This is a genomic window from Candidatus Limimorpha sp. (genome assembly GCF_056203535.1).
On sequence record NZ_JBADWU010000086.1, the window covers coordinates 1 to 13,436 of the forward strand.

Below are 13,436 nucleotides of genomic sequence, written 5' to 3' on the forward strand. Positions count from 1 at the left end.
CGAAATTGAATCTGGAAAATGGGTGAAAAAATAAAAATGATAGAAAGAGACGTAGCACGCTACGGCTCTACAAACAAAATAATGACAATCAAATAATTGAATACAATGAAAAAATCATCACTTTTACTTTTTGCCTTCGCCATCCTTTTTGGAACCAAGGCTTTTGCGCAGGAATGGGAATGGGACTGTCCTACGGCTCATACTATGATCTACGAATCAGCGGAGCTATCCGATGGTGACATCATGGTTATGGGTCATCGGTACCATGATTCAAGCTGCGGTTTGCTACATTCGCCAACCTTATGGAAACTGGATTCGGAAGGGAATGGTCTGGCCTTTTCTGATTATCACAAGGACGGCTACTATGGCTATCCGCCTTATGTCCTTGAAAACGGTTCGGGTGATGTGTATGCGCTGATGACCTACAGCCCCGACCACGACACTTGCTCATCGAACTATTTCAAGAACTTCGAGCCGGTCACCGACCACTGCATTTTAGGTCTTTACAGGCTCAACGACGACCTTTCCATTGCCGAAAGCCATGAGATGGAAATTCCCATCGACACATCGGAGTGGCTGAGCGAAGAAAACCTTTATGATTTTTGGAATAACGGGCAAGCCTATCTGTACAGTGCTTTTGTGGATGACGACGGCACCATAGTGGGAGTTTACGACAAGACCGTGACAGCCGACCTCGACAAGCCGCGCGGCTACGACTCGACGGTGTTCTTCAGGATGGATTTCGAGGGAAACCTGCTGGCCAGGGCTGCTTATAGCGGAAACAAGAGGTGCGGCGCTTGCCCTGCGTATAATTTTCGCCGCCATCACATCGTCAAAGCCGACAGCCTGTATCTGTATTATGGGTGTCAATGGGATATCTATGAAGAGAAAGATGACAACCTCATCTATCTTGACCATGACTTCAACATTGTTCGCAGCAGGTCGTTCAAGCAAGCCGATCAGGTTCAGGCTATGTACAATATGGATTTTAATGATTGCAATGTGACCCGAACCGGTAGGGGGACAACGCTGCTGACAAACACCTTCAGCGAGAGGTTTGCCCATTATAGTGTTGCATTGTATGAGTATAATGACGATGTGAACGGCTATGGTAACAATGTACCGATTCTTCACTATGCCAAGAGGAAAACAGATGGCTGGGATTTCGTGACCGAAATGTCGCCGCCCATTCTGTTTGAAGACGGTTCGCTGCTTTATGTGTACGCTTTGAATGTGGGAGCAGCCTGCGATCAGGATTCAAGGATTGTGATAGAGCGTCTTTCACCTGACTTTGAGACACTTTCGACAATGTATTATGGAACATACGACGACGGTATAAGTCAGGCAGCGCTGGGCATTGCAGCTACACGTGACGGAGGCATGCTTTTGACATCAGGAGTTGTTAAACTGTCCAATGGCTATAGATTTCGTGCTGTCACCAAATTTCCTGCCGAAGCCTTCCTAAGCATCGACGAAGCCCACGCCAACGGCCTTTCACTTGCCATCGCCTATCCGAATCCCGGCGGCAACGAGATGCATATCCGCACTGCGGTTGAGAATGCCGCTGTGGAGGTCTACGACATGAATGGCCGCCTTGTGGCGCAGCAGCCTGTCACGGAAACCGAAACGGTGCTGGATGCCACGGACTGGGCGGCGGGAACGTATATTTGGAAGGTGGTTTCTGATAAAGCCGAAATTGAGACGGGGAAGTGGGTGAAGGAATGATTTATTCTTTGTATTTTATTGGAAATCAAAATAGAAAGCACTAATTTTGCCACATTGTTCGCCTTGAATTTTGGCTAACGGACTTCAAGTCAAAATTACAAGCGAACTCCATTTCCTTGAGCCAGCGAAATGGAATCTAATAAAATAATGACAATCAAATAATTGAATACAATGAAAAAAATATCACTTTTACTTTTCGCCATCGCCTTGCTTTTCGTGGTTAAAGCTTTTGCGCAGGAAAATCTTTCTGTTGGCGGCAGCCTCTGCCCATTTATGGTTACCGTGCCTCAAGAATCTATTCCATCGCAATTTCCGTCTGTTGTCTCTGAAGAAGCAGACTGGCTCTATTATGGCAATGACGAGTATAATACGAGCGTGGCTTATGCTCCTGTAGGAATTCCCTTTTCGTGGGCTGTATCGTTTCCTCCAACCAAACTTCAGGCCTATGATGGTTTCACTTTGACTCGAGTGGCGATTTACATAAGATCAATTTATAATGAGTGGGATTTGATGCTGCGTGTATATTATGGCAACAGTTATATGCCTCTTACACTGATGAGCGAACAATTGTTTGACATTACATCGTATCAGAATTATGATGGAATGATTGAAGTTGAACTGGAACAACCTGTTGAAATTGACCCCAACCGAGATCTTTGGATAGTTTTTTCGGAACTTACCACAGGTTCCGAAACTTTTTCTGCAACAGCGTGCCAAGTTGACACTTCAGAGGCAGATCCTAATGCGAGATGGATTCAAATTCAGGAGAATAAGTGGAATGATATGGCATCTTACAGTTCTTATTTTGAATGTTACCAGTTTATGATTTGGGGCTATGTAACCGATGACCCATTGGGTGTTGAATTGCCGATAAGCAACAGGACCTTGGATGTTTACCCGAATCCGGGTGGCAACACGCTCAAGATTCGTTCTGCGCTGGAAAATGCACGTGTGGAAATTTATGATGTGTTTGGAAGAAAAGTGCATAAACAGGAACTTGCAAGGGAAACTACGGCCATCAACACGGAAAGTTGGACATCAGGAATGTATGTCTGGAAGGTGGTTTCGGGCGTTTCGGCACTTCGACAAAGCTCAGCGGCCACAGGCTCAACGACCCTTATTGAGAGCGGCAAGTGGATAAAGGAATAGGAAAATAATTCTATATTGCATTATATTTGAAAAGGTTGGCTCTTGCATTGGAGCCAACCTTTTCTTTTTGAAGTGCTCTTGTCCTACTATCCGATTAATTGCCTATTTTTGCAGTTTGCTTTATTTTGGATATGTCTGCACCGAATGTTTTGATAGGGAAAATCGAAAGCTTCGCTAAGAAGTTCTACCTTAACCGCCTGATACAAGGCGTTTTGGTTGGGGCTGTGCTTTGGATTGTGTTCTATCTGCTTATCAACGGATTGGAATATTTCTCCTGGTTTCCGCCGAAAGGCCGTTTTGTGCTTTTCCTTTTCCTAATGGCAGGAAGCGCTTTTGTTGCGGTTTATTATTTCTTCATTCCTTTGGTCAATCTGATTCGGTTCCGTAAGAAAATGTCGGTCGAAAAGGCGGCATTGCTTATTGGCAAGTTCTTCCCCGATATTCAGGATAAGTTGCTGAACACCATACAATTGACCAATGATTTTGAGAGTGATAAGGACAACGAATTGCTCTTGGCTACCATCGAGCAACGAACCGAAAGCCTCTCCCCTGTCAAGTTTACCGATGCAGTCGATCTGAAAGGCAACCTGAAATATCTTGCTGTGTTTTTCGGACTTTTGGCGCTGCTCTTGTGTTTGGTGATTTTCTTCCCGAAATTTGCCGTGCAGCCTACGCAACGAATCGTCAATTACGAACAGCATTTTGAGAAACCCCTACCCTATCAAGTCGTTATCAATCAGACGGATATTGAGACAACACAAGGTCAGGATGTGAAATTCAGCATATCGGTGACGGGCGAACGAATCCCCGATGCTTTCTTCGTGAAAAGCAGTCAAGGCCAACAGATGATGCAGAAAAACTCGGTGAATGAATTTGAATATACCTTCAAAAACCTTTACAACGATTTGGATTTCAATGTTGTAGGTGGCGAATACCATAGTCAGGACCTGCACATTACGGTGCATCCTAATCCGGCGCTTCTCTCCTATCGCTGCGACTTGCATTATCCTAATTACATTCATCGTGAAAATGAGACTTTGGAAGGCAAGACACGCCTGATTGTTCCGCAAGGCACACAAGTCGATTTTCACTTTTTCACCCGTGATGCTGAAAACGCATACGTTTTTGCAGATTCGTCGCGTATCGATTTGAATGTCAACGATAACGAGGCTTTGTATTCCTTCACGGCGGCTAATTCAGGCAAGTTCGATTTTCATTTGAGCAACGAATGGAATTCCAATATGGAACCTCTCGCCTTTTCCGTTGACGTGTTGCCCGATGCTTATCCTGACATTCGCGTCGAGTCTTTCGATGAGCAGCTTTCAACTGATGTTTATTTCTCAGGCCTCCTTACCGATGATTATGGTTTTACGAAGTTGACATTCAATTGTTTAATCAAGCATCCGCAGGAAAAGAATGTGGTTAGGTCCATTGCTTTTGATGCTTCGCAGACGCGCACTTCGTTTTTCTATCATTTCAATATGGATAGTCTGGGCGTTATGCCTGGTCAGGATATGGAAGTCTTTTTTGAGGTTTGGGATAACGATGGTTTCCAAGGACCGAAATCGAAACGCTCCGAAACTTTCGCTTATTACAAGCCTTCCGAATCTGCTTTGGATAGCATTGCTGACAAAAATGCTGAAGACATTCTTGACAAGCTTTCACAGAAATCGAAAGAGGCCGACAAACTGCAAAACGACATTGAGAAGATGCTTCAGGACCTGATTCAGAAGAAGGAATTGGATTGGTCGGACAAGGAAAGGATGAAGGATTTGATTGAAAAGCAGAATGAAATTCAGGAAGAATGGAACAAACTGCAAAAGGAACAGCAGGATTTGAAGGATTTCATGGAAAAGAACGAGGTTGCTAACGAAGACTTATTGAAAAAACAAGAGCAAATCAACAAGCTTTTCGACCAAGTTATTCCTGATGAGATGAAGAAACTGATGGATGAACTGCAGAAGATGCTTGATGAAATGCCGCGTGAGCAGATGCAGCAGATGATGCAGGATATCAAGAAAAACAACCAGTCGATGCAGGAAATGCTCGACCGCAATCTCTCGCTTTTGGAACAGTTGAAAATGGAAAAGGATTTGACTGATTTGGCGGAAAAACTGAATCAGTTAGGAGAGGAGCTGAAGAATCAGGAGGAAGGTAAGCAAGATGGAGGAAAACAGGAAGGTAATGAGGATTCCCAGAAATCGGCAGAGGAAGCTAAGGAAGAGTTCAACAAGATGATGGACGAACTGGATGATTTGCTTGAGAAGAATAAAGACATCCAGCAGCCTTTCGATGTTGACAAGGACGAAGCCATGCAGGAAAGCATTGAGCAGGATTTGAATGACGCTTCGCAACAGGAACAGTCGGGTCAGCAGCAAAAATCGCAGCAAAACAAACAGAAAGCAGGGGAGAAGATGCAGGAGATGGCCAATAACATGTTGATGCAGATGCAGGGCGGCGATATGGAGCAAATGGCCGAAGATGCTTATTTGGTGCGTGTGCTTTTGGAAAATGTGGTTCACGCTTCGCACGAGCAGGAAGACTTGATGACCGAAATTGGTAAAATGCGCACCGACGATCCTTCGCTTGTCGAAAAAATCATTACTCAAAAGGAAATCGCTGATAATTTTGTTATGGTTCGCGATTCCTTAAAGAGTATGGCCATGCGCCAGCCGATGATTCAGAATTTCGTTTTTGATGAATTGCATATCATTGAAGACCAAACTGGTTTGGCGATGGAGTATTTGAACAATCTGAAACTTTCCTCGGCCGTGAGAAATCAGCAGACTTCCATGATGTCAATGAACAATCTGGCCTTGATGTTGGCCGAATCGCTTGAGCAAATGGAAAACTCGATGAGTATGCAAGGTATGCCAATGCAAAGCAAACAATGCAAGTCGGGACAATCACAAAGTCTTCAGAACATGAAGCAAATGCAGCAACAGCTCGGCGAACAGTTGAAACAGATGCAGCAGCAGATGCAACAGCAAAAACAGCAAGGGCAACCCCAATCCAGTTCGATGAGCGAGCAGTTTGCCCGCATGGCTGCTGAACAGGAAATGTTGCGCCAAGGCATGCAGCAAATGCTCAAGGAAATGAAGGAAAACGGGCAGTTGGGCGACGATGGCCTGAATGAGATTATCAAGGACATGGAAAAATTGGAGGAGGACCTCGTAAACAAGCGTATAACGCGCCAAACCATTGAGCGTAATAAGGAAATCGTTTCACGCATGTTGGAGTCGCAGAAGGCCCAGGAAAAGCGCGATCAAGACGAAACCCGAAAGAGCAATGAATTTAAAGGTTCGCAATTCGACCGCAAGATTGATGAATATATCTACGAGCAGACTTTGAAGAAGAATCAGGAATTTCTGCGTAAGAATCCTATCGAATATGCGCCTTTCTATAAGGATAAAATCAACGAGTATTATCTTCGTAAAAATACAAATAATTAGCAAATGATTCGTTTTCAGACCATTGATGTTGAAATGCCAGTCATCGATTATGATGAGGCAAAACTTTGGATTGACGATGTTGTCAAGCGACACGGCAAATCGGTAGGGGAGTTGTACTATTATTTTTGCAGTGATGATAAATTGTTGGAAATCAATCAGCAACGCTTAGGTCATGATTTTTATACTGATATTGTTACATTTCCTTTAACGGATTGTGAATCAGTTATTTCGAGCGAATTTTGTCTGAGTTTGGATCGTATTGCTGAAAACGCACAGACTTTTGGCCGCAGTTATGAAAGCGAATTGCACCGTGTCATTATCCATGGCGTCTTGCATCTGATAGGCTTCGACGATTTGACTGATGAAGACGAGAAAATGATGCGGATGAAGGAGGAAGAATCGTTGAGTTTGTTACAATTTTAATCATGGAAATTACTAATAAACACGTAGATATATTTGATGGAACACGAATTTTGGTTCGAACACGGATTAAACGGATTGACACGGATTGTTTTGCTCGCAAAACAAAAATCCGAAAAATCAGTGTTATCCGTGTTCAATAAGAAAAAAGGTTGTGTTTAATAATATGTGTTTTATTTAAATAATTCATTATCAATTTTATAAAACTATTGTTTCATGTGAAACACGAGTAAGATGATTTTTGAAGAGTATGATATAATAGTGGTGGGAGCTGGCCATGCAGGTTGCGAGGCCGCTGCCGCTGCCGCAAATTTGGGCAATAAGGTTTTGCTCATCACCATGGACTTGCGCCTGTTCGCTTCCATGTCGTGCAATCCTGCCATGGGCGGCATTGCCAAGGGCCAGATTGTGCGCGAAATTGATGCTTTGGGCGGTTATTCGGGCATTGTCTCCGACCGCACCATGATTCAGTTCAGAATGTTGAACAAGTCGAAAGGACCCGCCATGTGGAGTCCGCGTTGCCAAAGCGACAAGATGATGTTCTCGGCCGAATGGCGCAGCATGTTGGAAAAAACTCCCAATCTCGATTTCTGGCAAGATGCCGTTGTTGGTTTGCTTTTTGAGGGCGACCAAGTTAAAGGTGTCGTTACCAAAATGGGTGGCGAAATCCATTCAAAGGCTGTCATTTTGACCAATGGAACTTTCTTGAATGGTTTGATTCATATCGGTGAGCAGCATTTTCCAGGCGGAAGAATGGGGGAGGTTGCGAGTTATGGCATCACCGAGCAACTCAAGGAAATTGGCTTTGAAGCCAAAAGACTGAAGACAGGTACGCCTGTTCGTGTTGACGGCAGAACCATAGATTTCAGTCGTCTCATCGAACAAAAAGGTGACGACGATGTGGTTGGTTTCTCGTATAACGAACCGTTCAAGATCACCAAACAACGCAGTTGCTGGATTGCCCATACTTCTTTGAAAGTCCACGATACCTTGCGTAAAGGTTTCAAATATTCGCCTATGTTTAATGGACGCATCAAAGGTGTTGGTCCGCGTTATTGTCCGAGCATTGAAGATAAGATTGACCGTTTTGCCGGAAAGGATGCACATCAGCTGTTTGTCGAACCAGAGGGCTGGACCACGGAAGAATACTATCTGAATGGTTTCAGTTCATCTTTGCCGGATTATATCCAATATGAAGCCTTGCGCCAAATCGAGGGCTTTGAAAACGCAAAGATTTTCCGTCCGGGTTATGCCATCGAGTATGATTATTTTCCGCCTGAGCAATTGCATCATTCGCTTGAAACGCGGAAAATTCATGGTTTGTTCTTTGCAGGGCAGATCAATGGCACTACGGGTTATGAAGAAGCCGCATGCCAGGGTTTGATGGCGGGTATCAATGCCCATCATCTGATTCATGATAATCAGCCGTTGGTTTTGTCGCGTTCCGAGGCATACATTGGTGTTTTGATTGATGATCTGATTACCAAAGGCGTTGATGAGCCTTATAGAATGTTTACCAGTAGGGCAGAATATCGTATTTTGTTGCGACAAGATAATGCTGACAGCAGATTAACGGAGATGTCCTATAAAATGGGTCTGGCTAAGGAAGACCGTTATCAGCGTTACTTGGAAAAGAAGCGTAAGGTTGAGGAAATCATCGGTTTTTTGAACGAAAACTATGTTTATCCTGATGAAATCAATGGCTTGTTGCAGTTGAAGGAATCTTCGACAATTGACCAGAAAGTGAAATTGTCGTATATGTTGCTGCGTCCTCAGATAAGTCTTTTCGAAATGGTTGATACGCTTTCAAGTCTAAAAGAACGCTATAATTTGGATGATAGATTTGTGAAGGAATGTGTTGAGGAAGCTGAAATTTTAGTAAAATATGACAGCTATATAACGAAGGAAAATGAATTGGCAGATAAACTGAACCGTTTGGAAAACGTCAAATTGCCTGTTGATTTCGACTATCATAGTCTGACTTCGCTTTCATACGAATCGCGCGAAAAGCTGATCCGCTACAAGCCCGAAACACTTGGCCAGGCCTCGCGAATCAGTGGCATTTCGCCTGCTGATATAAATGTATTAGCCATATTTTTAGGAAGATAGAGAATTGTTCCACATGAAACACTGAATCAATATGAGTAATAAATGTCCTTGGTGCCAATCAGAAAAAGCACACAAACATCTGAGTTTAAAAGACTATTTTCTGACGCAAGAACCATTTGATATTATGGTTTGTGAAGATTGTGGTCTGCTTTACACCACACCGAAACCTTCCGATGAAAAACTTGGTGATTACTATAAATCGGATGAATATTACAGTCATCAGGAAAACAAGAAAGGCTTTATTCCTCGTGTTTATGAGGCGGTGAAATCGGTGAATTTGAAACACAAAATTGCCATTGCCGCGCAAGGAAAAGAACCTGGCAGATTGCTTGATATTGGCTGCGGAGTTGGCGATTTCCTTCATTTTGCTGAACAGAACGGTTGGCAATGCACAGGTGCCGAACCTTCAGAAGATGCAGCATCAATTGCAAAAAAAAGAATCAAAGCAGAAATTATGCTTCCTAAAGATTTGGAAAAATTGCCTGATGAAAGCTTTGATGTCATCACGATGTGGCATGTTTTGGAGCATGTTTCCGATTTGCAGTGGCAAGTTAATCAGCTGAATAGGCTTTTGAAAAAAGGTGGAAGACTTGTCATTGCTATACCGAATTTCAGGTCGTATGACGCACAGTATTATAAAGATAAATGGGCTGCTTACGATGTGCCGCGCCATTTGAACCATTTTTCACAAGATTCTATTGCTAAAATATTTAATATCAATGGTTTAATTCAAAATCAAACGCAGAAATTGGTTTGGGATGCTTTTTATATTTCTTTCATGAGTGAAAAATATCGCCAAAAGAGCTTGCCATTGCTGAGAGGAATTTATCGTGGCATGATTTCCAATTTGAAAGCGAGGAAAAGTGGTGAATGGTCGAGTTTGGTTTATGTGTTTGAAAAGCGGATTTAACGCATTTTGAAAAATTGGGTGTTTTTAGGCGATTTTAGACGTTTTAGGTTTTTTATGGAGCTGTGTTCAAAATCGAGAAAATAATGGATTAGAATTGATGTTTTGTAATGTATTGAATTTTAGATAGTTATTTCGTATATGAGAAATCTACATAAATATCGGTCACTTGGTTTTGTCTTTCTTGGACTTTCTTTGCTTTTTGTCTTTCTTTTAGCTTTGGATTTTCTCTTTGTTTCCAATCCTAAGCGAATTGAGGCAAAAGTTCAGCGTAAGGTTTCAGAATTGCAAAACGATTTGAATTCAATAGCGGTTGAGGATTTGAAATCTTCTGAGTTTGGCAAACGTGAAATCGGTCTTTATGTTTATTCAAACGATTCGTTAGTTTCTTGGAATCAAAATTCAATTAGTTCGCGTCTTTTGAAACGTCGTTCGGTTTTGGGCCGTGACACGATTTGCAATCTGCTTTCAGGTAATTATTTCGTGCATTCGTTTGAACATAATAATCGCTCGTATTTTCTCTTTAAGTGCCTCAATACCAATTATAAAATCGACAATAAGTTCTTCCCGAATGAATTTTGCCTGCTTCGTTCTTTAGCAGACATTCATGTGATTTTTACGAATGAAGAAACTGCATATAAAGTCTATTCTCGTGATGGTAACGTTTTGTCTTACTGTGATTTCAATTTGGTTCAGGCCATAAAGTCACCTTATAAGGAAATTGCTGTATCCTTGTTGGTTTTATTATTGCTCACGGCTTTTGTTTTCTTGTTTTTATCCTTCGAAAAATCGCAAAAATGCCTCGACCGAATCAAAGGCATGGAGAAACCTTATTTTGTTGAAATCAGTTTGGTTGCTGTTTTTTTGTTGTCGGTTCTTCTTACTTATTTGCGCTATCAGTCAGAAAATAAGAAGGAAAACGCTTATATGGTTGCTGCTGCCGAAAAACTGGGGCAAAAGCAAGATGCTGATTTTGAGGATTCTTTTATTCAGTTTAAGCAAAAAGTTGCGACAGATTCGGTTTTGCGCGAAATGGTTTTTTCTGAAAGCAATGTACTTTCTGATGTGGTTTTGGGCTATTCGAGGGAATTGCTTTTCGATGAGATAATGAAAGCCTATTCCGTTTCGTTGACGGTTTGCGAACCGAACGAGGAAATCACGATACAACCAGAAGGTTACACGGTCAATTGTGATAGTTATTTTCTTGACTTATTGGCAAATAACGAATCAAAAAGGGTAGGAGATGGTTTGTATTTCATTGATTATTTCGCCCTTGATCCAAATTATCTGGCGAAAATCAAACTGTTTGATGTGGATTCCGTCAGGCAGAAAACACTCTATTTTGAATTTTACAAACCGATTGCGCCAGAGGGTTTCGGCTTCCCGTATTTTCTCCAGGAAAACAACAGCAACATGCCGTATGATTATTCGGTTGCCAGCTATCGTGACAGCATTTTGGTTTACAAATACGGTGAATTTGTCTATCCGAATTTCGTCAACGATTTGAATATCAAGGACAAACAATTCACTTTTGATAAGGAACAAAAACATTATTCAATAATAAATGACGAAAAGAATGTTCTGATTGTCAGCACGGAAAAGAAAAGCTGGGCTGAAAAAACGGCACCGTTTGGCGTGATTTTCCTGATTTTATTAGTGCCAGTCGTGATTCTTTATTTCATAGTCAGGCCGCGAAAGCAAGAAGATTGGAAACGTAAGAGTTTAGGCAACAAGTTTCAAATGGTGGTTTTGCTTACCTTGAGTCTTTCGTTTTTTGTAGTTGGCCCAATTTCTGTCATTTACATGCGTGGACTTTACAATCAGAAAACCATGGATTCGCAGTTTGTGACCACGAGAACCGTGCTTTCGGAGATGCAAAACGACATAGATTTTGCGGCCATCGAAACGCAAAACCAGCGGGCGGTTTGGACCGAAATCCTGCAAAGGTATTCAAGGACGTTTTTCACCGATTTGAATCTTTACGGCTTGAACGGTCAGCTGATTGCCTCGACGCGCCCCGAAATATTTGAAAACTATCTGCAAGCAACCTTGATGAATGCCGAGGCGTTCAGAAACTTGCGCGGCAACCGTAGTCTTTATTACACGCACGAGGAAAGTCTGGGCAAAGGAAAATACCAATCGGCCTACATCCCGATTACTGACGAAAGGGGTAACGCCTTGGCTTATCTGAACACGCCTTATTTTTCTTCAGAGTTGGATTTGCGGACAGAAATCATCAGTTTCGTGATGACTTATCTCAACATCATTTTGCTTTTGCTGATGGTTTCCTTACTCTTGATTTTAAGTGTGACGCGAAGACTGACCAAGCCGTTATCGTTGATTCAGAGCAAGATGCAAAGCGTTCAGTTGGACAGAAACAACGAACCGATTGATTGGAAAAGCAACGATGAAATCGGGGCATTAATTGAACAGTACAACCAATTGATTGTCGAACTGGAGAAAAGCGCCAACCTGATTGCCCGCAACGAGCGCGAAAGCACCTGGCGCGAAATGGCAAGGCAAGTGGCGCACGAAATCAAGAACCCGTTGACACCGATGCAATTGAGCGTGCAGTATTTAGTGAAAGCCTATAACGATGGGGCAGAGGACATTGGCGACCGCCTGAAACGCACGGCCAACACGCTTTTGGAACAAATCAACGACCTTTCGGAGATTGCATCGGCTTTTTCATCGTTTGCCAAACTGCCTGAAAATCATCCTGAAACGCTCGATTTGGCTTCACTTTTGCAAGGTGTCGTCAACTTGTATAATGTTGAGGAAAACATAAGTTTCACTTATCATTACGACATGAAAAAAGAGCATCTTTTCAACGGCGACAAGACCAATCTGAACCGCGCTTTCGGCAATATCGTGAAGAACGCCGTGCAAGCCATCGGAAACAAGACTGATGGAAAAATTGATGTGGAACTGATTGATAATGAGCAGAAATACATCATCAAGATAAAGGACAACGGCAAAGGCATCAAGGAGGAAGACAAGAAGAAGATTTTCCTGCCGAATTTCACCACCAAATCGAGTGGAACGGGCTTGGGACTGGCCATGGTTTACAACATCATTCAGGTGGCGGATGGACGCATCAATTTTGAAAGCGAAGAAGGCGTTGGCACGGCTTTTATCATTGAGCTATTCAGGAAATAAAGAAATGAATTATTGATAATTTTTGAAACAAGGACTTGCGCCAGCAAGGCCACATTCGCCTGATTCGCCCAATTCGCGGTTCTTTCCTTGCGTCCGGTAGGCAAGGACACAGCAATCCAATTTGTAACCACGATGTTTTTTCGACCGCGAATTTAGCGAATTTAGCGAATAAGGAATCCGCTTCGCGTATTCTCTGATTTCCACTCTGCGTCCAAGGTAGTGTTTCAAACAGTGTGTCCGAAGTCTGTTGACTTCAGGGATGCGATGCAAAATTAGACAATAGTTTTCATATTTGTATCAGTTGGTGAAAAAATCGTAGTTTTGCCATGCGGCCGGACGAGGGAACGGGCTCTGCTGGGGAGCAACCCGCCAGCAATAAGGCCGAGCCTACACTGAATGCAGTGAATCGTGAGAGCCGTCATGATTGGCGGCTCCGATTGCATTCAGGAAGGCGGTTCCGCTAAGAAAACCCATGTCAGCGTCCGTGGAACAGCGTCCTGTCGGTGGTTATTCTG

7 protein-coding genes are annotated in these 13,436 nt (G+C 42.9%); all 7 read left to right on the forward strand.

Annotated elements, in window-relative coordinates; translation table 11 throughout:
- Positions 1 to 105 precede the first annotated feature (105 nt).
- Positions 106 to 1,725 carry a T9SS type A sorting domain-containing protein gene (locus tag AC06MN_RS10265; protein WP_475672284.1) on the forward strand — a complete coding sequence of 540 codons (1,620 nt, stop codon included), beginning with the start codon at positions 106 to 108 and terminating at the stop codon, positions 1,723 to 1,725.
- 171 nt (positions 1,726 to 1,896) lie between these two features.
- A complete protein-coding gene (locus AC06MN_RS10270) occupies positions 1,897 to 2,874 on the forward strand; it encodes a T9SS type A sorting domain-containing protein (protein WP_475672285.1) in 978 nt (325 codons plus the stop codon).
- A gap of 131 nt (positions 2,875 to 3,005) precedes the next feature.
- Positions 3,006 to 6,326 carry a hypothetical protein gene (locus AC06MN_RS10275; protein WP_475672286.1) on the forward strand — a complete coding sequence of 1,107 codons (3,321 nt, stop codon included), beginning with the start codon at positions 3,006 to 3,008 and terminating at the stop codon, positions 6,324 to 6,326.
- 3 nt (positions 6,327 to 6,329) lie between these two features.
- Positions 6,330 to 6,749 (forward strand): rRNA maturation RNase YbeY, encoded by a 420-nt coding sequence (gene ybeY / locus AC06MN_RS10280; RefSeq protein ID WP_475672287.1) that lies wholly within the window; start codon positions 6,330 to 6,332, stop codon positions 6,747 to 6,749.
- A 231-nt stretch (positions 6,750 to 6,980) separates the two neighbouring features.
- Positions 6,981 to 8,855 carry a tRNA uridine-5-carboxymethylaminomethyl(34) synthesis enzyme MnmG gene (mnmG, locus tag AC06MN_RS10285; RefSeq protein ID WP_475672288.1) on the forward strand — a complete coding sequence of 625 codons (1,875 nt, stop codon included), beginning with the start codon at positions 6,981 to 6,983 and terminating at the stop codon, positions 8,853 to 8,855.
- A gap of 277 nt (positions 8,856 to 9,132) precedes the next feature.
- Positions 9,133 to 9,765: a class I SAM-dependent methyltransferase gene (locus AC06MN_RS10290; protein WP_475672289.1), complete on the forward strand. Its 633-nt coding sequence runs from the start codon at positions 9,133 to 9,135 to the stop codon at positions 9,763 to 9,765.
- Positions 9,766 to 10,059: 294 nt separating this feature from the next.
- Positions 10,060 to 12,921 carry a sensor histidine kinase gene (locus tag AC06MN_RS10295; protein WP_475672290.1) on the forward strand — a complete coding sequence of 954 codons (2,862 nt, stop codon included), beginning with the start codon at positions 10,060 to 10,062 and terminating at the stop codon, positions 12,919 to 12,921.
- The last annotated feature ends 515 nt before the right edge of the window (positions 12,922 to 13,436 follow it).

What these genes read in the sequence shown, in the direction of transcription:
- mnmG (WP_475672288.1), top strand. Translation starts at nt 6,981, where the DNA reads ATGATTTTTGAAGAGTATGATATAATAGTGGTGGGAGCTGGCCATGCA.
- AC06MN_RS10270 (WP_475672285.1), top strand. Translation starts at nt 1,897, where the DNA reads ATGAAAAAAATATCACTTTTACTTTTCGCCATCGCCTTGCTTTTCGTG.
- AC06MN_RS10265 (WP_475672284.1), top strand. Translation starts at nt 106, where the DNA reads ATGAAAAAATCATCACTTTTACTTTTTGCCTTCGCCATCCTTTTTGGA.
- ybeY (WP_475672287.1), top strand. Translation starts at nt 6,330, where the DNA reads ATGATTCGTTTTCAGACCATTGATGTTGAAATGCCAGTCATCGATTAT.
- AC06MN_RS10275 (WP_475672286.1), top strand. Translation starts at nt 3,006, where the DNA reads ATGTCTGCACCGAATGTTTTGATAGGGAAAATCGAAAGCTTCGCTAAG.